General features: G+C 34.6%; 22 protein-coding genes. All 22 read right to left on the bottom strand.

The annotated features are described in order from the left end of the window. Window position 1: 1 nt before the first annotated feature. A complete protein-coding gene (locus tag HNQ80_RS12310; RefSeq protein ID WP_184310961.1) occupies window positions 2-1,000 on the bottom strand; it encodes a 3-oxoacyl-ACP synthase III family protein in 999 nt (332 codons plus the stop codon). Window positions 1,001-1,032: 32 nt separating this feature from the next. Then, complete coding sequence (locus HNQ80_RS12305; RefSeq protein WP_184310960.1) at window positions 1,033-1,731, bottom strand: MBL fold metallo-hydrolase; 699 nt, start codon at window positions 1,729-1,731, stop codon at window positions 1,033-1,035. Then, the gene (locus HNQ80_RS12300; RefSeq protein ID WP_184310959.1) at window positions 1,732-2,439 is read right to left on the bottom strand and encodes an SDR family NAD(P)-dependent oxidoreductase; all 708 of its coding nucleotides are present in this window, start codon (window positions 2,437-2,439) and stop codon (window positions 1,732-1,734) included. A 3-nt stretch (window positions 2,440-2,442) separates the two neighbouring features. Further along, window positions 2,443-2,748: a hypothetical protein gene (locus HNQ80_RS12295; RefSeq protein WP_184310958.1), complete on the bottom strand. Its 306-nt coding sequence runs from the start codon at window positions 2,746-2,748 to the stop codon at window positions 2,443-2,445. Window positions 2,749-2,815: 67 nt separating this feature from the next. Then, window positions 2,816-3,235, bottom strand: coding sequence for a sugar 3,4-ketoisomerase (locus HNQ80_RS12290; RefSeq protein WP_184310957.1), 420 nt, complete (start codon window positions 3,233-3,235; stop codon window positions 2,816-2,818). A 66-nt stretch (window positions 3,236-3,301) separates the two neighbouring features. Then, complete coding sequence (locus HNQ80_RS12285) at window positions 3,302-4,894, bottom strand: glycosyltransferase (protein ID WP_184310956.1); 1,593 nt, start codon at window positions 4,892-4,894, stop codon at window positions 3,302-3,304. Further along, window positions 4,891-7,884, bottom strand: a complete 2,994-nt coding sequence (locus HNQ80_RS12280; protein ID WP_184310955.1) for a glycosyltransferase — start codon at window positions 7,882-7,884, stop codon at window positions 4,891-4,893. Before HNQ80_RS12280 ends, HNQ80_RS12285 begins: the two co-directional genes overlap by 4 nt. 45 nt (window positions 7,885-7,929) lie before the next feature. After that, window positions 7,930-8,298, bottom strand: coding sequence for a hypothetical protein (locus HNQ80_RS12275; protein ID WP_184310954.1), 369 nt, complete (start codon window positions 8,296-8,298; stop codon window positions 7,930-7,932). Window positions 8,299-8,319: 21 nt separating this feature from the next. Next, on the bottom strand, window positions 8,320-10,392 hold the full coding sequence (locus HNQ80_RS12270; RefSeq protein ID WP_184310953.1) for a glycosyltransferase family 2 protein: 2,073 nt from the start codon (window positions 10,390-10,392) through the stop codon (window positions 8,320-8,322). Window positions 10,393-10,440: 48 nt separating this feature from the next. Further along, the gene (locus HNQ80_RS12265; protein WP_184310952.1) at window positions 10,441-12,507 is read right to left on the bottom strand and encodes a glycosyltransferase family 2 protein; all 2,067 of its coding nucleotides are present in this window, start codon (window positions 12,505-12,507) and stop codon (window positions 10,441-10,443) included. 179 nt (window positions 12,508-12,686) lie between these two features. Then, window positions 12,687-13,505: a flagellin N-terminal helical domain-containing protein gene (locus tag HNQ80_RS12260; protein WP_184310951.1), complete on the bottom strand. Its 819-nt coding sequence runs from the start codon at window positions 13,503-13,505 to the stop codon at window positions 12,687-12,689. A 162-nt stretch (window positions 13,506-13,667) separates the two neighbouring features. Then, window positions 13,668-13,895: a carbon storage regulator CsrA gene (gene csrA / locus HNQ80_RS12255; protein ID WP_184310950.1), complete on the bottom strand. Its 228-nt coding sequence runs from the start codon at window positions 13,893-13,895 to the stop codon at window positions 13,668-13,670. Window positions 13,896-13,908: 13 nt separating this feature from the next. Continuing rightward, window positions 13,909-14,355, bottom strand: coding sequence for a flagellar assembly protein FliW (gene fliW, locus HNQ80_RS12250; RefSeq protein WP_184310949.1), 447 nt, complete (start codon window positions 14,353-14,355; stop codon window positions 13,909-13,911). 133 nt (window positions 14,356-14,488) lie between these two features. Beyond that, window positions 14,489-15,055, bottom strand: coding sequence for a DUF6470 family protein (locus HNQ80_RS12245; protein WP_184310948.1), 567 nt, complete (start codon window positions 15,053-15,055; stop codon window positions 14,489-14,491). Between the two features lie 36 nt (window positions 15,056-15,091). Continuing rightward, complete coding sequence (gene flgL, locus HNQ80_RS12240; RefSeq protein ID WP_184310947.1) at window positions 15,092-16,075, bottom strand: flagellar hook-associated protein FlgL; 984 nt, start codon at window positions 16,073-16,075, stop codon at window positions 15,092-15,094. Between the two features lie 75 nt (window positions 16,076-16,150). Next, on the bottom strand, window positions 16,151-16,531 hold the full coding sequence (locus tag HNQ80_RS12235; RefSeq protein ID WP_184310946.1) for a four helix bundle protein: 381 nt from the start codon (window positions 16,529-16,531) through the stop codon (window positions 16,151-16,153). Between the two features lie 53 nt (window positions 16,532-16,584). Then, the gene (flgK, locus tag HNQ80_RS12230) at window positions 16,585-18,153 is read right to left on the bottom strand and encodes a flagellar hook-associated protein FlgK (RefSeq protein WP_184310945.1); all 1,569 of its coding nucleotides are present in this window, start codon (window positions 18,151-18,153) and stop codon (window positions 16,585-16,587) included. 11 nt (window positions 18,154-18,164) lie between these two features. Then, window positions 18,165-18,662: a flagellar protein FlgN gene (locus HNQ80_RS12225; RefSeq protein ID WP_184310944.1), complete on the bottom strand. Its 498-nt coding sequence runs from the start codon at window positions 18,660-18,662 to the stop codon at window positions 18,165-18,167. A 57-nt stretch (window positions 18,663-18,719) separates the two neighbouring features. Beyond that, window positions 18,720-18,995 carry a flagellar biosynthesis anti-sigma factor FlgM gene (gene flgM, locus HNQ80_RS12220; protein ID WP_184310943.1) on the bottom strand — a complete coding sequence of 92 codons (276 nt, stop codon included), beginning with the start codon at window positions 18,993-18,995 and terminating at the stop codon, window positions 18,720-18,722. An 80-nt stretch (window positions 18,996-19,075) separates the two neighbouring features. Beyond that, window positions 19,076-19,486: a TIGR03826 family flagellar region protein gene (locus HNQ80_RS12215; protein WP_184310942.1), complete on the bottom strand. Its 411-nt coding sequence runs from the start codon at window positions 19,484-19,486 to the stop codon at window positions 19,076-19,078. 73 nt (window positions 19,487-19,559) lie between these two features. Continuing rightward, window positions 19,560-20,306 carry a ComF family protein gene (locus tag HNQ80_RS12210; protein WP_184310941.1) on the bottom strand — a complete coding sequence of 249 codons (747 nt, stop codon included), beginning with the start codon at window positions 20,304-20,306 and terminating at the stop codon, window positions 19,560-19,562. Between the two features lie 234 nt (window positions 20,307-20,540). Beyond that, window positions 20,541-22,031, bottom strand: a complete 1,491-nt coding sequence (locus HNQ80_RS12205; RefSeq protein ID WP_184310940.1) for a sensor domain-containing diguanylate cyclase — start codon at window positions 22,029-22,031, stop codon at window positions 20,541-20,543. Window positions 22,032-22,099 lie beyond the last annotated feature (68 nt).

Genomic DNA, 22,099 nt, shown 5'->3' with positions numbered 1-22,099 from the left:
GTTAATACCACCTCATTGCCGTCGCTCCAAAAGTAAATCCAGCTCCTACACCTGTAATTACGACTAAATCACCACGTTTAATAAGACCTTTTTCTACTGCTTCACACAAGGCGATAGCTAAAGAAGCATCTGCTGTATTTCCAATATCTGCAATATTCGTATATGTTTTACTCATAGGTTGCTTCATTCTCGCCATTAAGTATTCGATAAGCCTCAAATTAGCTTGGTGGAAAATAAAAAAATCAACATCCTCTATTTTTTTATTTATTTTTTCTAGTACTTTTTTTATTACTATCGGTTGATACTGAATAACTTGTTTCCAGACTTCCATTCCATTCATTTCATAATATTGTAATCCATCGCTTACATTATTTTCGCGAATAGGATAGCTAGATCCTCCACCTCTCAGCCTCACTGCTTCATATACTCTACCGTTACTCATAATTTCATTTGCAAGAATTCCATACCCTGCTGGTACCTGTCCCAAAATTGCAGCACCAGAACCATCTCCAAAATACATGGCAGTGTTTGGATCATTCCACTTAATGTATTTAGATTGAACTGCTGTTCCAACAACTAAGCTAAATTTAATATTAGGATCACAATACATACGGTCAGAAGCTACTCCTAAGCCCACTTGAAATCCAGTACAATTTGCCATTATATCAAAAGCACCTGCATTCCATGCTTCCAATTGTTCTTGTATCTTACACGCCATAGCTGGATACACATAATCTCCAGAAAAAGTACATCCCAATATTAAATCTAATTGCTCAGATTTTATACTGGCCATTTCAAGTGCCTTCTGGGCTGAGATCGTTGAAATTCCTGAAGCAGTCTCCCCTTCTTCAATAATATATCTATTTTCTACCCCGGTTTTTTCAATTATAGTTTTGGCTGGAATACCTGCCCATTCTTCAATTTGCTTGTTAGATATTATTTTCTTGGGGATATATTTTCCAGTTCCTATGATACCAACTCCATAATCATTACTCTTCACTGAGTTTCCTCCTCATGCAATGGTATTAAAAATTAATCTGCAATATCGAAAGTATTAAGTTGAGGGGGTACGTCTATTACTTCTTTCCACCATGTTTTCGCCTCATTAACAGACCAGCTTCGGCCATGGCCTGGCAAGATTATTAAATCCTTTTTAGTTCTCTCGAGAAGTTTATTGATTGAGGTTTTTAACTCTTTTCCATTTGAATTGGGTAAATCCGACCTCCCAATCGCCTTATATAGTAAAGTATCTCCTGTAAACAAACAACTCTCTATTCTAATGCAGGCACTACCAGGAGTATGCCCGGGTGTATGGATAACTTCTATTGAAATATCCCCTATCATAAATACATCTTCTTCACAGAAAGTAATTAAATTTGGAATTCTTATGTTTTTACCAGCAAATCTAATTGCATACATAGGCGCATGCATTATAATTCGTTTGTCTTGACTATGTAGTGTACAATTAATTCCATAATGATCAGAGATATATGCTGCAGCACCTACATGGTCGTGGTGCCCATGGGTTAAAAATATGTGTGTTAATTTGCTTCCCATTGAGTTAATCTTACTACAAATTATGTGAGGATCATCACCTGGATCAATTAGTATTACCTGATCATATTTTACGAAACGTACCAAATAACAATTTTCTTTCCATCTACCACCTGTAACCATTTTGTAGACTAAATAATCTTCATTACTATAAATTTTTGTATTTTCTTCTATCATTTAGTTCACCAATCCCATATGAATAACTTGTCCAGTTATACATGCGCTTTGCGGTGCAATAAAAAAAGATAATACATTACAAATTTCGTCAATCGTTAATTTTCTTTTAATCGTTAATTTATTCAATGCATGAGAAATAATTTCATCTCCTAATACTTCCACTGCATCGGTCATCATCATAGACGGAGCCAGGGTATTGCATGTAATATTGAATGGAGCTAATTCTTTCGCTAATATTTTTGTCATTTCCACAACAGCACTTTTTGAAGCAGCATAGGCTGATGTTCCTTCTAGATGTAAACCTACCGCCATAGAAGAAATCGTAATAATTCTACCTGACCGCTGTCTAACCATTTGCTTAGCTACTTCTTGGCAAACATAATAAGTCCCTCCAATATTGGTACTCATGACCTTTTCAACCAGATCGCCTGACATCATAGTCAAAAGCGTAGAAGCAGGCGCAATTCCTGCATTACATATAAGTACATCAATACTAGGACTCACCTTTCTAATACTGCTTATCCATGTTCTTACCTGTTTATAGTCTGTAATGTCTACCTGTGAATGGAAATATTCTGGCTCTTCTAAAGTAGATGCACTTCTACTACATCCAAATACAGTATATCCCTTACTTAGAAAGTATTGTGCTATTCCTCTTCCTATTCCTTTACTTGTCCCAGTAATAATCATAGAAGGATTTTCTTTCATTTTTTACCTCATTCCATCCAACAAATTTTCGATGAATGCTATAAGCACACTAACAGTTAAATAATTCTCTTTTGGATTAAAGTCATGAATTTCGTTAAGTACAAGATATATTTCTTCGTTTGTTTCCACTCTCAATCTATCTTCAATATCAACAAAAAGAGTAACAAATGCTACTGAATCCAGCTCTGAGCCTGGCCCAATTAGAACAGTATCATCTGTTGCTATTATCTTATTTTCTATCATTCCACTCTCATAAAGGCTATCAAATGATTTCTGAATCATTTCTTTAATAGTTGTATTTCTTAACATACCTAATCCCTCCAAAATTTTATTATTTGAATAACATGACTAATTATTTACAAATATATATTATGTGCTAAAATGTAATCTTATCATTTTTAATGTATTCTTGAAATTCATGGTAATCACGTATATAGTCTTCTTCATCATAATTCTTTGATGCTAATACTAGTAGAACAGTCTCATGAGTAAAATTGACCATTTCCCGCCATATTTTTGGCCCAATATATAGACCTATATCTGGGGTATTTAATTGAAATACTTCTTCTGTCTCTCCATCTGATACTTTAATATCTACAGTACCATTGAGACAAATAAGAATCTGCTCTAATGTTTTATGGGCATGAAGCCCCCTTTTTATGTTACTAGGAACATTGTATAAGTAATATACTCTTTTAATATCAAATGGTATGTCCTTATTCCCTTCTATGGGTGTAAGAAAACCTAATATGTTTGTTCCAATTTTACTCAATTTAATAAATTCACATTTTTCCATAATAATCTACCCCTATTATATCTATTCATCTTTCGATTTGTCATAAACAGATACTATTAATACCATTTAATCTGCCCCTAATACTATAGCAATAGCACAATTAATTTGCTTTATTAGTTCGTCTTTTAGATCTTTATTAATTATTTCACTATATTTCTCATATTCAATTTCGCTTGGTAATTTTATTGAAAACACTGTTACTTTTAACCAAGTAAGTAAACATTCTTTATATTCTATAATATCGTCAATAAATACTTTATTTTTATAGGAGTCTTTAATTAAATAAAATGCATCCACCAATCCAAACAATTGCATTCTATGGGTATTCTGATCTTTATGTATTCTAAAATAGCTCAATGTATCAGTGATATATACTGCATCACCTTTCATAAGCAATTCAAACCACATAGCCATATCTCCTGAGCTTCTATGCTGTCTACCTTGATATGTGCAGATGTGCTCGATATCATTTTTCTTAAATAGTACCGTTGAAAGTTCGCCTACTACATTTAATAAGTTTTTAAGCATAAGTTTTCCTAGCACAGCACCATTAACAACCCTAGTCTCTTCAAAGATCTTCGTTGTTGCAGGAATATCTGATAGATAATTCCCCAGTTCATCTATTCTCTGCCTATATGATGTAACTAAAGACACATTGTGATTTTCAATAAAATAATTCAACATAGTTGCTATTTTATCTGGATGAAAAACATCATCATCTAGCAAATAATTAATGTATTCACCTGAAGCGAGATTAAAACATTTTTCTGCATTTAGTAGGCCATTTCCACCTAATGGTCCACCGTTATTGTAATACTTAATATTCTTATACTTATTCAGGTAAGGTCTCAACATTTCTTGCACTCTATCATTCGTACTATCATCGCAGATAATTATTTCAATATTAGGGTATGTTTGAGCAATAATACTTTTAAGTCCTATCTCTAGGAAATCAGGTCTATTATATGCAGGTATTAGAATGCTTACTAGTGGAAATAGTATATTGACATACTCTTTTACAAATCTAGTGCTATATTTAACAGATTTATACACATTTTTTTTAATTTCAACATCATGAACGCACCACGGCTCATTCTGTTTGGGAATAGCGATTTGATACCCTCTTTTCAGAAATTCAGCACCTTGCGAAACATCATAAAAATCCCATCCATCAAAAATATCTTCTCTCCAGGGTAGATCATATTGGGTAACCATTATTAGACCATCTATAGCTTTTACATATTCAAAATCTTTTTCGATGCTATTTAAGCTCAGCATTCCCATCTCTTCATTTTGATACGCATAGGTTTTACCATATTTTTGATTAGACTCTCGCCATATACCACTTGTGGGAACTGTCTTTGCACCAATAACGCCAAGCATTCCTATTTTATCATTCTTCTGAAAAACACTTAAAATATCATGAATAAAGTTTTTATTAATAATGAAAACATCTTGGTGCAAATACACCTTATACTTTGCATCTGAAGCTTTCATTGCTTCATTGTAGGCCTTTGTTATACAGTTCGCATCCTCGATATATATATTCTCAACTTGATAGCCATCTGGAATTTCTAGACTATTGAGATACATCAGACACTCTTCGTATACTTCCATATCATTTACACAAGTTATGAAACATATCTTTTGCTCATTCATCTCTTTTCCCCCATAATTTCTTCCATTAAGCTTATCATGTCGGAATCCTTTTGCTGTATCCCATCAAGTATAGTGATTGCTGTTTCTGTTTCTCCTAGCTTATATGTGATATAGGCTAGATTATAAGCTGTATCATAATCCTTTGGATTCAATTCATAGGATTTCATTAGAATTTCAAGAGCAGCATCTTGTCCACCTCTTTTATAAAATTCTAGTGCAATAGTGTTTAAAAGCTTTTCTTTATGAATCATATTCTTTCTGATATTTTCGATAAGATCAACAATATAAATACTTCCGCTGCTGATTTGGCCTATAATTTCAGCTAAACTCTGATCATATTCAATATTGTTTTCTATTCTTCTTAATAAAAATTTTAGCTTTCTATCTAAATTATTACTAAGAATATTTGTTTGCTTTTCTTCTATTTTACATGAATAATTCTCGCTCATTTTGTTTAGTAGGTGTATACTCTCTTGTAGTTCTAGAACCAGCCCTCTATCCATATCTTGGCCTTGTATTTCTTTGAAAACAGCAGAAACATAGCTTATACAGTTCTCTAGGGCGACCTTACAATCTTCTTTTTTCTGTAGAAATCCTTTTTGGTAAGCTGTCAATATCTCATGTGCATAATCTAAAGCTCCTAGCAATTTCATTTTAGGTGTTTGAAGTTGCTGCTGACTATGAATTCTAAAATAACTAAGTGTATCTGCAATATATACAGCTTTCCCCTTTGCTAATAAGGTAAACCATGCTGCTTGGTCTACATTACACCCATACCTTCTTCCATTAAACGTTCCAAAAGGTTCTATCAAATCTTCTTTTCTAAAAAGCACAGTTGTTGGTTCACCTAAACAATTGAAATTGTGCATCATTACAAAATTTCCTAACTGGTGTCCATCAATTATTGTATCTTCTTTGAAAATCTTTTGGGTAAGCATACTTTCAGGTAGTATATTCCCATTTTCATCAATTAACTGTCTTTGAGATGTAACCAGTTTTATCTCTTTTTTCTTATCTGCGATAAAATACTGCATCATTCTCTCAATTTTCATAGGTTCAAATAGGTCATCATCCATAAGATAATTTACATACTCACCACTTGCTAACTCAAACAGCTTTAAATCATTATCGAATTGTCCTAAATTCTTTTCATTTCGATAATATCTGATATTTTTATGGATACTTATATACCCATTAACCCTCTTTTCCACTTCATCATTCGTGCTATCATCACAAATGACAATTTCTACATTACTATAGGTCTGATTCAGAGCACTCTCTAAGGCTAGCTGCAAATATTCTGGTCTATTATAGGCTGGTATCAAGATACTAACCAGTGGTAAATCATCATGAATATCTCTTTTGTTATATTTTATTTTCAATAATCTACCTTCACTTTTTAAATCAACCCATACCTTCATATCTTTTAAGGCATTGCCTATCTTATCAATATATAAATTACTATTACTTATAAAGTGATCAGATAAGTTTAGAATTATTTCCCCTTCTAACATCAAATAGGGTTTAATAGCCTCCAATACCTTTATGAGATCATTCGCATTTTCATAATGTATCGTTATAACTATATAGTTGAAAAATCTCTTAGAGAAATTTTTTATCTCACTTAGTCCACCCACATGTATGTCAGCAAAGTGGCCTGTATAGTAAACTGCTTGTTTAGCCATTTCTATCCCATATAACTTCGCATGGGGAATTTGATTCTTAATATCTAGTAAAGTACCTCCACCAAAGCAACCTATTTGCAAGATATTTATTTCATCCTGTTGGAGCTCAATCGCTGCAGTGATATCTCTTCTGACCTCTGCAATATATAATGGATCTACTCCCCATTTATTCATAAACTTTTCTCGATTTTTTACTAATAGTGCATTATACTTATTTGCTTCTTTTCCAAAAGAAGCACTTCCGAAATGGTGTATAAAGGTATCTTTGCAGAGAATGAGCCTATATTCTGCTTGTCTAATCCTCAACGAATAATCATCATCTTCAAAATTACCTGGTGTAAATATTTCGTCTAAAAGGCCTATTTCATTGACCACTTTTCTTTTTATTAACATACAGTAGCCTACCAGCCTGAGTCGCTCTTCCCATTTAGTCGGATCACTGATGTTGTAATTCTGTGCGAAGGTAAACATCTCATCTAAATTATTGTATCGTACTGGTATCGTTTGATAATTTGAACATGAGTTGGTTACAGAACCTACTGCGCCAATAGTTTCAGAACTATATAAACATGTATTAAGATTTTCTAACCACCGAGGCGTAACAATCGTATCATTATTTAAAAGAAGGATATCATTATCCTGATCAGCAATTTCTATTCCCTGATTACAACCTTTGGGAAAGCCTTGATTCTCACTATTGAGTATTAACTTTATATCAGTCTGCTCCTTTAGCCAACTGACAGTGTCGTCTTTTGAGGCATTGTCTACCACAATCATTTCATAGGTTCCTGGATCTGTATATGCCCTAATGCTCTCGATACAAAGCTTTGTATATTCCAAATTGTTATAAGTAAGTACTACAATACTTGCCTTTCGAGCATTTTTTTCTACGATTAAGTCATTTTTTGCAGTTTTTCTTTCATCAGTTTGGTGTTCAATATCCATAACTAAATTTTGTAAGTCTTTGCGCAATTCCTCATCCTGTGAATACTGTAATGCTTGCTTATAGCAATTTAGTGCTTTATCCTTTTGATCTATACTGTCATATAAGTATCCTAAATTATATAATAAATCTACATTTTGATTGTCTATCTTCAGACCATTTGTAAATATCGTTTGGGCATCATCATTTCGTTGTTCCAACATTGCTATAATCCCATTCATGGAATAAATCTCAACATCATTCTGAACAATTTCCTCATACTGCTTTAGAAGCTGCTTTGCTTTTTCTAGCCTATTTCCATTCATCAAAATGTTAATATTCTTTTTAATCTCTTGTTTGAAGTAATCCATATTCTGCGTCATATTTACCCTTCTTTCATAACAGATTTGTCACTCATAGTTTGAACGCTATGAAACGATGTAAGGATAAAAAGCCTTATACATTTCTGATCTCCATTGTATATAAAGAGGTATCCCTTTTATACTCAGCACCTCTTTTAACGCTGTAAGGTTATTACCTTGATAAAGAATCTCCATTTGTTCTAGCACAACTTTAAATTCATCTATTCCTTTTAATATAATTTCTGTAGAAAATTGTTTTAGGATAGGGATGATTGAATTCTCTATGGCAATCACAGCATCAGATGTATCTTTTAATAAACCTAGTACTTCCGAATGATTTCCAATCTCCAATTGTTCATTTATATATTGAAGGGCTTCATGGATCGTATCCGATAAATCTACTGCATTTCTCATCACTTCTGTATATTTTTCCATCATATCACCTCTATTTTATATTTATATATCTGCAACTATTAGCCTAGATTTAAGCATTAAAACTTCCAAGTCATTAGACACTATTTTTTCTAACTCATCAATTAATCTTTCTGCTTTCTGTATATTTCTCTCGCATATACATTCCTCTATATGCCTCTTAATACTGCTTTTATATTCTTCAAACTCCTCATTTGTGCTATTCCGTTCACTATTAACATCATCTAGCATAAATTCAATGCCATTTTTCATAAATGGATAAATCTGTAATGCGCGCTTCAAATATTCAATGTGCTCCAACTTGTTCTTCGTACTTGTACGCTTACTATGGTATACATATATTAAAAACCCTTCTTCCTCATCTACTTCAGAGATCCATTTATTTTCAATAACATCTTGATGGTAGATATGGGTTATAAAATATAAACCTTCTTCAATATATCTTGTAAAAATACATTTTTCAGTTTTTTTATCTAATAAGTTTGAAAGCAGTAATATTTTTATCAATGCTTTATTTATCTTGCTTTCAACTATGCCACATTTAAAGTCATTATTATTCAAATATATGACAGCTTGTTCAATAAATTGATTTTCATACTGGTTGATCAGATATTGAAAGTATTTCTCAATTCTATAATACATCACATTATTTAAACAATCCGATAATGAACATCCTAGTTTCATAGCCAAAAATATATTATCGGCATAAAACATAGGAGTCTCATTCAAATTAATCTTTTTCATGGATTCTATTAGATCTCCAGCGGACATCTCAATATTTTCATTTAAGGCTAACCTCACCAAATTCAAGGTTCCATATGTGTCCTGTATATGGGAAAAGATATTCGTAATTTCCTTAATTCTATCTTTACCAAGTATAGCTTTATTGTCCTCTATGCATTGCGTAAAATAATGGGTTAGATCCTTGTTCTTTCTAGAGAGTATACATTGGTAGAACTCCTTTAATTTATTAATCTCACTCAATTTCAGATGAGATTGTATGATAAAAAAAAGCCCCTCTTTTATTAGGTTAGAATCTATTAATTTTATTCCATATTCTAAAACTTTATCATGCTTGCCTTGCCTATTATACAGCTTGCACAAATCTACATATACTTGATCTATCATATCTAAGGTATATGTGGCTACTTGAAAATCCTTAGAACCGGGGAAATCGTCATAATGCTGTGCCATATCTAAATATGCTTCATAATTTTCAATGGCTTGTTCATCTTTGAACAGTTCCTGTTGGGCTTTTGCTAGAAAATAGTATTCATCAATATATCCGTCTTTTACCTGTATAGCTTCATAACATAATCTCTCCAGTTCAGGATATCTTTTAACGATGAAATATAAAAGTGCTAAATTGATATATATATGCATCCTATTTCTCAAATCTATACCTTGCTGCTTTGCAAAATGATACGCTTTTAAGTTTGCTTCTATAGCTTCTTCATAATCATAGTGCGATCCATAGGTTTGAGCAAGTTGAAACCAATAGTAAACATTTTCTGGATTTTTCTCTAACCCATCTATTAGTAATTGATAATTTCTTTTGAATTTTTTTTCTACAAGCTCTTTATCTGTTGTGATATATCCATAATGTAGCAATTTAGATTTTAACAGATAGTTAGGGTTTTTCAATGTTGCCTGTTCATGTATATTCCCCTCATATCGAAAGTCTTTTGTTTTTTTAAACAGTCTAGGGATGTATGCGAGGGTATATTTCACATCTTCAATAGAAAAGTTTTTAATGCCAATTGTGCAAGAATTATAGCCCTTATGTTTATTTGACTGAAAAAACGAGATAATATCATTCGGATCTTCTAAGATTTCATCTCCATCTAGAATAAATACCCATTCCCCTTTTGCATAGCTTATCGTAATATTTCGCATGGCAGCGAAGTCATTATTCCATGGATGAAAATATACTTTATCTGTATGCCTCTTCGCAATTTCTACGGTATTGTCTTCGGATCCTGTATCTACAATAATTAATTCCGAAGACACTTCCTTTCTCAAAGATGCTAAACTTGTAAGGCATCTATCTAAATACCTTGATTCATTTTTTACCATCATTACAATACTCAACTGCATGATATTTCCTTCTCTCCTTTATTTAGAGCCCTATGGTACCATAAAATATTAATATTCTAAAACCGCGATATTAGATTTAAGCATCAGTATTTCCAGATCATTAGGTATAATCTCTTCATAACTCATAATCATAGTTTTCGCTTGTTCAAGCTGTCTGCTCTCTATATGTGTTATGATTGCTTGCTTAATTTTTAATATATACTGATCTATCTCTCCTTCTTTTGATGAACTTTCTGCTTGAAATTCTCTTATCAGAACATCAATGCCATTCTTCATGGCAGGATAGATAGTCAGAGCTTTCTTAAGATATTGAATATAGTCTCTAGGATCTTGTCTCCTAATTTTCTCTGATTGATGAAGATATAGAAGAAATGCATCTTCTTCGTTTTTAACTAAATAGACTAGCTGATTTTCAATAATATCTTGATGGTATGTCTGACAAATGTATGAGATCCCATGTTGTACATATCTCTCGAATATATAAGCTTCCTCATCATGATCAAGCAATCCCCATAGTAACATAGTCTTGCCGATACATTTAATCATGCGATTTTCAGCTAACGTCTTGCCCGTTGCTGTGCTATGGAGATAATCTATAATATCTTGATTCATCTTCTGCTTGTATTTATTGATCAAATAGCAAAAGAATTGTTCTAGCTTATTTTGATTTACCTTGTATAGATATTCATGCAGTGGATATTTTCCTTTTACCAAATAATAAATGATGTCTGCATAATAAGCCGGTAGATCACAAAAATCGAGTGTTCTAATCTTTTCATCAAATTGTTTCAGTTCATTTCGATATATTCTAAGTCTCAATTCATTAAGTAATCCATAAGCTCCATCAGTTTTGGAGAATATGTCAGCAATTTTATCCCAACAATACTTCTTGCGGAGAGACTCTAATGTCTCTAAAATATTAATAAACGTATCTTGTAAATCTGAATTAGCATTTTTTATTGTATTAAAATAATAGTTTTCCAATCTATCAAATTCCTGTAATTTAATAAATGAATGCAAAATCGCAGGCAGAGCGTATTTGATGGCATCCTGCTGATTAATCTTTGTTCCATATTCTAAAACCTTTTCGTATTGTTCTTGTCTTGCATATAAAATACATAATTCTCCCATCACATACTCATAAACATCTAAGGTAACTGTAACCACTGTGATGTCAGTATACCCAGCATAATCATGGTAGCGGAGTGCCATTTCTAGATAATTTCTATAGTTTTTTATAGCTTCTTCATCTTTATAAAGCATCTGTTGGGATTTACCAAGATAATAATAAAGATCAATATAACCATCTCTAACACTTAAAGCTTCTTTGCATACTTTTTCTAATTCTTCATACTTTTTATTTTGATGATAAAATGTTGCAAGATTCGTATAGAGATGCATATGATTATACAAATCTACTTTGTTTTTCATTGCAATATTATAAGCCTTTAGCTGTGCCTCTAAAGCTTCTGTATTGTCTCCATGCATGTTGTAGGCCTGTGCGAGATGACACCAATAGAAAATATTCTCTGGGTCTTTTTTCAACTCTTTCAATAAAATAGCCGAATTTCTATCAAATTTACGATCCATTAATTCTTTATCCGTAGTCAAATATCCATAGTGTAACAATATGGTTTTTAAAAAACACACAGGCTGCTTGATCTCTACTTGTTCATGTATGGAGCCCTTATATTGAAGTGTACGATGGTTTTTGAATAACCTTGATAGGGACACAATATTATAGCGTTCTTTCCCTTTTACATAATTTTTAACTTGGATTATCCCCGCATTATATTCTTTGTATCTTCTTTTTTTAAAAAAACCGATGATCTCAGAACTATTTTCTAGGATTTCATCGCCGTCCAATACGAAAACCCATTCACCTTTAGCATATCTGATGGTTATATTTCTCATAGCGGCAAAATCATTGTTCCATGAATGAAAATATACTTTATCCGTATATCGCTTAGCAATATTGACTGTGTCATCGTCTGAACCAGTGTCTACGATAATCAACTCCGAAGGGATAGACTCTCTAATTAGTGCTAAGCTGTTTAAGCATTCTTCTAAATATTTTTCTTCATTTTTTACCATCATTACAATGCTGAGCTGCATTTAACTACCCCCTCCAAACAACAAAAACTTACATCTTAATATTTATATCGACAATTTATATTTTTTCTTTAGCAATCTTACATGCCAAGACTTGTATAATTTCTCATGACACTAAAGAATGGTAAAAAATAAGAAGGTCAGGGTTTCAATGCCTGACCTTCTTATGAAGAACTTATAGATTATCTTAATAACTGAAGTACACCTTGTGGAGCTTGGTTTGCTTGAGCTAACATAGACTGAGCAGCTTGTTGTAGAATATTATTCTTTGTATACTCAGACATTTCCTTCGCCATATCTACGTCTCTGATTCTAGATTCAGAAGCTTGTAGGTTCTCAGCATATGTATCTAAGTTTTTGATTGTGTACTCTAATCTGTTTTGGTTTGCTCCTAAGTAAGATCTAGCAGCACTTACTGAATTGATTTGAGTTTCGACATCACCTAATGCTGAAGAAGCCCCTGTCTGTGAACTTAAATCATAGTTATCAACTGCAGTGTAAACCGCAGACAAGTCAAAGCTTGCAGAATTTAGTGCTAATGTCTGCGTAGACTCTGCACCAATTTGAAGAGTAACTGTACCAGAGTTGTTTAATAGATTGATACCATTGAACTTAGAATTGTCTTTGATATCTCCAATTTGCTTTGTTAACTCGTCAACTTCTTCTTGAATTCTTGTTAAATCGTTGCTTGCATCATATGTACCGTTAGCAGCTTGCGTAGCTAACTCTCTAATTCTTACAAGCATATTACTTACTTCGTTCAAGTTACCTTCTGCAGTTTGGATCAAAGAAATACCATCTTGAGCATTTCTAGAAGCTTGTTGTAAACCTCTGATTTGCCCTCTCATTTTCTCAGAGATAGAAAGACCAGCAGCATCATCAGCAGCTCTGTTGATTCTGTAACCTGAAGATAATTTTTCCATTGATTTAGCTGAATCATTGTTTGTGATGCTTAACTGTCTGTGTGTGTTCATTGCCATCATATTGTGGTTAATTCTCATTGTAAATTCCTCCTTGATTTTTAATATAATTTGACATCCTTGTCAAAATTTTTGTTTTCTTAAACGCCTCTACTGTCGGCCGCCTGCAGATACGTTTCTTTACTGTTACATACAATATATCGGAAGGTTTATATGGAGACTTTATAGCAAAAATAAATTTTTTTATTTATTTTTTAATAATTGTGAAAGGTGTTCCAAATCCAAGCTTCCAAGAGCTGCATTTTGATTTTCTTGCTGTATCTCTAGATAAATTTCCTTGCGATGAATACTTACATCCTTTGGTGCAGAAATACCTAGTTTGATTTTTCCTTCTTCAATCTGAATGACTTTGATTTCGATACGATCATCAATCATAATGCTTTCGTTTATCTTCCTTGTCAATACCAGCATTTTCTACACCTCCTTATTCTATATTCTTTATCCTGTCTTCAAAAACAAAGAATCTTACAGGAAATTGATCTGTATTTAAAATCATCTGCTTACCTTTTTTTGATTTCACATTGATGATCAAAGGCCCCTGCAGATTGATGGATATCTTATTAACGTCTTCTGGGATAACAGCAATACTGTAGACTACCACATCTTCTTTTTCTTCTATTTCTAACTGTTTTTTTACCTTTTCCGAGATCTCGATCTCATAATCCTTCCTAAAGACAAATGGATCGGTAATGGCAAACGCCAAATCCGGCGTATCAATGGACTGCAACCATAAGAATGGATTTTCTGAATCCTCATTGGGGATCAATGCATATCGCTTCATATCTTCAAAACCAATCAAGCCCTCTTCAAAATAAAGGACTTTGTCTTCATCAATATTGATTTCACCAAAATGTCTTGTATCTAAAAGCATATCCTAAACCCCTCTCTATCTCAGTTTCAAATTTCTACAACAAAAGGGAGAATTTTTTCTCCCTTATTAGCATACCATTTTTTTGTTTAAAACTTTAATCTTTATCGTTCTAAAATATGTATGTATTCTACCGTCACGCTGTCACATTCAAGCTATTACCCACGTATTCGATCTGAATACTATTCCTTTGCCTCAGGTAGATTTCTACCTTACCCCTGGTAAAGTCAATAATTGGCTTATTGACTTGCACCTCCATGTCTACCTTTCCCTCAATCACATTGATGTCTACCGTTCCACCAATAAAATCAATCTTAGGTCTGCTTTTGGGAATGAGGTCGAAGGTAAATTCTTTATCATCCAAGTGGAATGCATTTTCTGCTGCATGAGATGCGATGGGATTTCCGCCCTTATGGATAGCTGCCAACTCATGTCCCTGACGTACTCTCCTTGCGATTCCCTCCATGACCTTTTGGTGTCCTAAATCTGCATTTTCTTTGGATAATTCTGATATAGGCTTTAGTCCTGCCTCTGAAAAGCACTTACTTTGATCGATCTGGACCTGCACTTGCTCCGAATGAATTTCCACTTTAGGATGCTGAGTATTTAATTCCACATCCGCCTTGGGTTGTTGTATTTCTACTTTCCATGGAATGGTGTTGATACCGATCAATGCTGGTGTCGATGTAATGCGGAGATCCATCTTTCATCACCCCCGAAGGATTCTATCTATATAGATTTACTTAATGAAATCGATCAATGTAGGCTGAATAGCCCTTGCTCCGATCGACAGGGATGCTTGATAAACACTTTCATCCATTTGATAGTTCATGATCACTTCAGCCATGTCAGCATCTTCATTTTTGGATAGCAGTCCTGTAAAGTTGATCGTATCTTTCTCGATTCTATTGACTGTCAATTCCAATCGGTTTACTTTTGCACCAATTTCTCCCCTGGCAAGCAGCACATTATCCAACTGCTTTTCTAGACGATCTATGCTCTTTCCAACTTCTTCCTGATTAACAGGTTCGCTATTTAAAGCATTGCTTAATGCTGAAAACACTGCAAGTAATTCCGTTTCTGCGTTTGTAGTTGGATCTGCTAGATCTACCGCATTACTTTTATTAACATTTGGTAGTGCATCTAAATCTGAAGGTTTATTTCCAAAAACATCATATCCATATGTATTTACACTTATTGTGTCTCCAATACCAACTTCAATAAACATTTTTTCTTTATCTGCATTAAGACTATGATCATAGCTAATATTATAATTTCCGTCTGCATCCAGAAGTGGTTTGTTGGTTTGAAATCCTGAGAACACATATTTACCGCCATAGGTAGTATTGGCCAGCTTGATAAGCTGCTCCTTCATTTGATCCACTTCTTGCTTGGCACTTTTTGCATCTGCATCAGAAAAAGTTCCATTAGCCATACGGGTAGCTAGTTCTTTTGCATTTTGGATGATATCTCCAACATCCGCAATAGCCGATTCCGTGATTTCAAGCCATGATATGGCAGTTTCCGCATTGCTCTTATATTGCTTTAGTTCAGATAGTGTCGTCTTTAACCCTAAACTTTTCGATACGCCAATCGGGTTATCCGATGGCTTATTAAACAACTTTCCTGTAGACATTTGCTGTTGATGTTTATCTAATCTAGATAGATTTCTATTTAAATTCTGCAACATACGACTATTCATCATCGAGTTGGTTATACGCATTGTTTTATTCCTCCTTTTAGTCGGATGAGTTGTAAGTTATAAGTTGAAAGTTGAAAGTATTAAAAACCGAAATAATCATTTATCACTGTTGTTAGCATTCTTAAGATAGTTTATTAATCCCAATAATGCTTTAGAAATCTGAGAAGTTCTATCGTACAAATTTTTGAAAGTTCTCTCGTCTATATAATTTAAGTCAATTAACACATATAGCTGACTTTTCACCTCTGCACAAGAACCTCTAGCAATATATAGAAAATGAATAAATTCTCTATAACTATTTCTCTCAAATCCTTCTGCAATATTTGACATAACAGATACAGCAGCTCGTTGAATTTGGTCTCTTAATCCATAGTCATATTTCAGTCTAGTAGTTTGAGATAAGATATATATATCTTTAACTAAATTTCGAGCATGTTTCCATGCTTCAATTTCCTCAAAACTTTTAAACTTAGCCATTTAGCATCCTTTCGAAACTTACAACTTTCAACTTATCTCTTGTCTCTTACTCCCTATCTTCCTACCATACCCATACCATTGATGATCTTGTCCAGCATTTCATCGATGGTGGTGATCATTCTTGCGGCGGCGTTGTAGGCGTGTTGGAATTTTACCATGTTTGCCATTTCTTCATCCATGGAAACTCCAGAAACGGATTGTCGGCTATTTTCAATTTGGTTGACCAAAACATTTTGATTGTCCATCATACGTATTGCCTCTTGAGAGTCAACCCCGAGGTTTGAGATTAAAGATTTAAAAAAGTCATCCGGGCTTCCCCATGAAAACATACCCGTATCGTGTCTCATATTGAGTAGAAGCAACGCATTGCTTCCGTCTCCAGGTCCTGTTAGTGGGCTTGCGGCAGCAGCTATTTTATTCAAACCATCGTTACCAGCGATATCATCAGAAATATTGATATCCGCAGCTGTTATTGTCGTTGCTTTATACCATTTACCATCTGCTTTAAAAACTACAGTTCCTGCTTCTTCAAAGTTACTAATAATCTGGGCATCTGTCCATGTTGGGTCTATTGGATCAGTAATTTCTGCTACAGTAGGCCCGTTGAAGAAATTAATACCTGTTGATCCATCAAGTGCTGCCCCTTGACTATGCTGTAAATTAAATCGGGCTGCAAAAACTGTTGTAAATCGATTTAATTGGTCCATATAGTATGGAATTCCCTTTGTATTCCCGTCTATATTATCTCTTGTATCCAATACACCCTGGAGCTTCCCAGATTTACAGTTAAAGGAGGTTCCATTCTCCCATTTTACTTCTAATAACCCTTTGTTATCCACACCAGGATTCTTTTCAGTTGTGCGTTTTTCGACCTTAAGCTGCTGGCAATCATAATGGGATACTAGGCTTATGCCATTCACAGCAACCTTGAATCTACCATCCGCGCTCTCCTGGACTTCAATATCCACTAACTCTGACAGTTGATCCACCAATAGATTTCTTTGATCTCTCAAATCATTGGCATTACTACCGTCTAATTCGTATTGGAAAATTTGTTTATTTAGATTTGCGATTTGTTTGGCATATCCATTGATTTGGTCTACGGTTGTCTGCACTTCAAAGTCCATATTTTTCTGCATATTTTGCAGTTGACTGTACATATGGTTTAAAGTTTTCGTTAGGGCAATGCCTCGCTCTCTTACTTGTGTTCTTACAGTAAGGTTGTCAGCTTTTTCCCCTTGACTTAACTCCTGCAAGGCAGAATAAAACTCGTCCATAACAGTCTGAATTCCACTATCCGAAGGTTCATTGAGTATAGCTTCTATCTGTTCTAAGGAATCTGCTCTGGTAGTCCATTTCCCAAGAGTTGTATTTTCTTGCCAATATTTATAATCTAAAAATTTGTCTCTCAATTGCTGAATATTTCTCGTATCAACGCCTGTACCAATCATCCCTTGTCCATTTGGAAGGGTCAAGGCAAGAGACTGGGTTACATTTAGTCTCTGTCTAGAGTACCCTGGTGTATTGGCATTGGAAATATTATGACCTGTTACATCTAAGGCTCTTTGGCTGGCAAAGAGTCCCGATACGGATGTATTTAAACCAAAAAAAGTCGATCGCATGAAAATCCTCCTTATATCTTGGCATCAAAAATATTTGCTCGTGCCTTTAAGTCTTTTTCATCAGCCTTGTTCCCATAGGTGCTGCTTTGTGGTTGCGCACTTGTCAGCAGATTAATATTATAGTCTACATATTCTAATGCTTGCTGAAGCAGTTCGCTATTTATATGATTCAAATTCTTCGTTTCTTCCAGCAGTGCAGCAAGATTGTCTTTCAATTTTAAAATCGTCGCCCTGGCTGGTTCCTCAATCAGATCTGCTAATTCACTGATCGTTTCTACACTGGCTATATTTTTCTCCAGGAGTATGTTGCCGATAATCGCTGTACGAATCTGGTCTACCTTCCCCATGTTCACGATCATATTCTGTTCTCGCTTTGTGATATGATCCAATTCTTTGATTTCTCCCTTAATGACAGCAGTCTTTTTTTCACGCGCCAAATCCAAATAATCCTTATATAGATTGCATTCTTCCTTTAAAACCGTTATCAACTGCTCAATGGATTTTGACATGACGTTCCTCCTTATTCATAGACGAAGTTGAAGGTACAACACCTTCAACTTATAGGATTAAATCTTACGATCAAATATGCTATGTACAACTTCTTCCGCAGAAGGAGTATAGTTTCCAGATTGGATTTGTTTCGTAACTTCATCCACCTTATTCTGTCTTACCTCTGGCAACTTTTTATAAGCATTCAGCGCAATTTGAAACTCCCTTGCGGTTTCGGAAATCTCCACCTTATCATTTTCTTGCTTCAGCTTAGCTGTCTTTTCAGTACCTTCTAACTTCTTTTTATAAGCACCCAATATTTTTTGTACGTTTTGATTATTTGTTATTTTCATAAAAAAACACCCCACTTCTACCGAATCTTCTATTCCTAGTATCGGCATAAGCAGGGTATCACTTTACGTTTTTTTTAAAATTATCTTCTCTTGTTCATTTCAGCTGTAAACATTTTATTTCCGATCGGTTTTTGTTTCTCAGCAGCTCTAGAGAAACCACTCTTTAGTTCTGTCTCGATTTCATGGGCACAAGCATCACAGAAACGACCTGTTTTAATACCTCTTCCGCATCTTTCACAATCCAACACCAAGGCACCGCCTTCACCGGTGAGTTCAAGCTTTCCTTGTCTTAAATATCGCAGAATACGATCCTCATCCACATTTGTCTCTTCGCTTACCTCTGTGATCGTGGCACCTGGATGGTCATAAACGTACTCCTTTACAACCTTAAATAGTTCATCATCTTCCCTAGCACACTTGGCACATATTTTAGTTATCCCATTGTATTGAAATAACTTCCCACACTGCTTGCAGTTCCTAATATCTCCCATGTCCTTTCCTCCTTCTATGGCGGTTAACCGTTATCGATTGTTGTAGATTTTATTTGAATAAAAGCTTTCCTTCCTACACATTCCTACCTGTAGCAAAGGTCATGAAAATGATTTCCTTTGGCTTCATCTTACACAATTCTTTGGCACAAGCATCCATCGTACTCCCTGTAGTATATATATCGTCAAGAATTAAAACTTTTTTATCAGTAAATTTTTGACTTTTTATAATTTGAAATGCATTTTTCAGATTTTCTTTTCTTTCTTCCCTATTCAACCTATTCTGAGTTTCTGTTTCCTTGGTTCGTAGAACTGATCTATACTCAACTGGGATATCTAAAGATTCTCCTATATACTTTGCGATGAGGGCTGATTGATTAAATCCCCTCTCCTTCTCCTTCTTTGGATGAAGGGGTATGGGCACAATCACATCAGGCTTCTCCCACTCCAGTTTCATAAAACGCGCCGTCATCATTTCCGCCATATGATAAGCCAGGTATCTTTTATTGTGGTATTTCAAATCATAAACCAACTTCTTTATATTGTCATCATATTCTATGCAGGAGAACCCCTTTGTAAAATAGTGGACATTCTGTATGCAATCAGGACATTTTTGCGGTAGATACATGGATTCCAGAGGCTTTCCACATTTCTCGCAAAACCTGGAAGTAATAAACTTGACCTGCTCTTGACAGGTTGTACATAAGGAATAGCTCTCTGTCTTTTCAATGACCTCCCCGCAGAGAATACAGTATATGTTTCGAGGATAGACAAAATCAAGAAGTGTCTCTATCAACTCATTGACCATAGTCTTATACCCCATAAGAATCCCCCTTAGTGGTTAGTGGTTAGTGGTTAGTGGTTAGTGGTTAGTGGTTAGTGGTTAGTGGTTAGTGGTTAGTGGTTAGTGGTTAGTGGTTAGTGGTTAGTGCAATTTTATTTGGGGCATATATTCTTGTCAAGTTTTTTTCTTCCGTCAGACATCCTAGCCAAATCCTATAATCTTCTAATCTGTTTTGGTTTTACCACTATCTACTAACATCTAACTACTAACCTTTTACGCAATAATCCGATCTCCGCCCATGGCTTTCCCTTTATACATGCGGACGTCTGCAATATCCACCAAATTGACAAAATCGTTAGAGCAGTCAGGATAACAAGAGATACCAATACTGACCGTAATCTCTACATCTTGCCCATGGAGCTGTTCGATGGTCTCTGTTGTTTTCTTTACATTACTTCGTATACGGTCTGCAACCTTAACAGCTGTTTCATCGTCTGAATTCGGCAAGATCACTGCAAATTCTTCCCCACCATATCGAGCTGCAAAGTCCGTTTCCCGAATGCTTCTCTTTATAGTATCTGCAATCTGCACCAACACTTGATCCCCTACCAAATGGCCGTATTGATCATTAAATGCCTTAAACCGATCGATGTCAATCATCAACAGGTATAATTGATATTCCTTTTTCTTTGCGGTCTGAATTTCATGTTTTAGACGGTCATAAAACTGCTTATGATTATAAAGTCCCGTGAGTCCATCCATAATCGCTTTGGTATGAATCTGCTTATATAGCTTATCATTTTCCAGGATCATTCCAATCCTTGAACCCATCATATCCAATAGGTCGATGTCCTCAGTGGTATAATGCTTGTCTTCCACATCGTAAATACTTAGGGTTCCAATTACCTTGTTTTTCAAATATAAAGGGATGACCGTTATGGTTTCAAGCTTTCCATGAAATATTTTACGATAAATCTCTAAATCCCCTATTTCACTGCAGGTAATTCTACTGCTGTTTTCAACGACTTCGCCCTCAATGCCCTGATTTTTCCTCAAGGCAAAGTTCTTTATGGCATCTTCTGACACACCATAACCCGCCTTTGCCACCAACAGCTCTTGTTCTTCATCATACAACATGATCAGACACATGGCAGCTCCAATGGTTTCTGCGACAATCGTCGTGATTTTATCCAAGATTTCATCTGTGCCTGGAAAATAATCTATCATTTTACTAATCTTATATAGAGCATCCAGTTCTCTGATCTTATGATCCAACTTCCTCTGCCGTGCTTTTTCCTTGCGTATAAAATAGCCAATGACCAAAGCACCACCATAGGCATAGCTATGAATAATGAAGCTATTCAAAATATGCTCCTGAGAAAACACCATCCTTAGGGCAATTACAAAGTTCAAGGCCAATGTCATTACACCTGCCATAGGAGAAATCAAAACAGTTGTTGAAACAATCATAAAAAAATGAAATACTGTATAGGATAAATTTGTATATCCCCCAATGAAATATAGCAGTGCGCTAAAGAGGATAAAATTGCCTATGATCTTTATCCATGTTCGATACACCCGATTCCCTCTGGGAATTTTCTTGGCACCCACCATATAGTTCAGAAGGATCCATATAGGCAGCAAGGTTCCTACAATCCCAAAATTCCAGGAGTTAATATTTACGAGATTTAGCGCAAAAATGATACCAAAGGTTATAAATATAAACAATCTATAATAATCGTTATAACCAAATTCCTTTTTCATGTGAAGCTCCTCCCACCCCTATACCTGTGAATATTTTATCATAATTTGTAAAATATTCCAACAACAAT

Source organism: Anaerosolibacter carboniphilus, from assembly GCF_014205875.1.
Lineage (GTDB): Bacteria > Bacillota > Clostridia > Peptostreptococcales > Thermotaleaceae > Anaerosolibacter > Anaerosolibacter carboniphilus.
This window is presented reverse-complemented; position numbering and strand designations above follow the sequence as displayed.

Coding starts and splice junctions, on each gene's coding strand:
- HNQ80_RS12305 (WP_184310960.1), bottom strand. CDS start 1,731: ATGATAGAAGAAAATACAAAAATTTATAGTAATGAAGATTATTTAGTC.
- HNQ80_RS12300 (WP_184310959.1), bottom strand. CDS start 2,439: ATGAAAGAAAATCCTTCTATGATTATTACTGGGACAAGTAAAGGAATA.
- HNQ80_RS12295 (WP_184310958.1), bottom strand. CDS start 2,748: ATGTTAAGAAATACAACTATTAAAGAAATGATTCAGAAATCATTTGAT.
- HNQ80_RS12290 (WP_184310957.1), bottom strand. CDS start 3,235: ATGGAAAAATGTGAATTTATTAAATTGAGTAAAATTGGAACAAACATA.
- HNQ80_RS12285 (WP_184310956.1), bottom strand. CDS start 4,894: ATGAATGAGCAAAAGATATGTTTCATAACTTGTGTAAATGATATGGAA.
- HNQ80_RS12280 (WP_184310955.1), bottom strand. CDS start 7,884: ATGACGCAGAATATGGATTACTTCAAACAAGAGATTAAAAAGAATATT.
- HNQ80_RS12275 (WP_184310954.1), bottom strand. CDS start 8,298: ATGGAAAAATATACAGAAGTGATGAGAAATGCAGTAGATTTATCGGAT.
- HNQ80_RS12270 (WP_184310953.1), bottom strand. CDS start 10,392: ATGCAGTTGAGTATTGTAATGATGGTAAAAAATGAATCAAGGTATTTA.
- HNQ80_RS12265 (WP_184310952.1), bottom strand. CDS start 12,507: ATGCAGCTCAGCATTGTAATGATGGTAAAAAATGAAGAAAAATATTTA.
- HNQ80_RS12260 (WP_184310951.1), bottom strand. CDS start 13,505: ATGAGAATTAACCACAATATGATGGCAATGAACACACACAGACAGTTA.
- csrA (WP_184310950.1), bottom strand. CDS start 13,895: ATGCTGGTATTGACAAGGAAGATAAACGAAAGCATTATGATTGATGAT.
- fliW (WP_184310949.1), bottom strand. CDS start 14,355: ATGCTTTTAGATACAAGACATTTTGGTGAAATCAATATTGATGAAGAC.
- HNQ80_RS12245 (WP_184310948.1), bottom strand. CDS start 15,055: ATGGATCTCCGCATTACATCGACACCAGCATTGATCGGTATCAACACC.
- flgL (WP_184310947.1), bottom strand. CDS start 16,075: ATGCGTATAACCAACTCGATGATGAATAGTCGTATGTTGCAGAATTTA.
- HNQ80_RS12235 (WP_184310946.1), bottom strand. CDS start 16,531: ATGGCTAAGTTTAAAAGTTTTGAGGAAATTGAAGCATGGAAACATGCT.
- flgK (WP_184310945.1), bottom strand. CDS start 18,153: ATGCGATCGACTTTTTTTGGTTTAAATACATCCGTATCGGGACTCTTT.
- HNQ80_RS12225 (WP_184310944.1), bottom strand. CDS start 18,662: ATGTCAAAATCCATTGAGCAGTTGATAACGGTTTTAAAGGAAGAATGC.
- flgM (WP_184310943.1), bottom strand. CDS start 18,995: ATGAAAATAACAAATAATCAAAACGTACAAAAAATATTGGGTGCTTAT.
- HNQ80_RS12215 (WP_184310942.1), bottom strand. CDS start 19,486: ATGGGAGATATTAGGAACTGCAAGCAGTGTGGGAAGTTATTTCAATAC.
- HNQ80_RS12210 (WP_184310941.1), bottom strand. CDS start 20,306: ATGGGGTATAAGACTATGGTCAATGAGTTGATAGAGACACTTCTTGAT.
- HNQ80_RS12205 (WP_184310940.1), bottom strand. CDS start 22,031: ATGAAAAAGGAATTTGGTTATAACGATTATTATAGATTGTTTATATTT.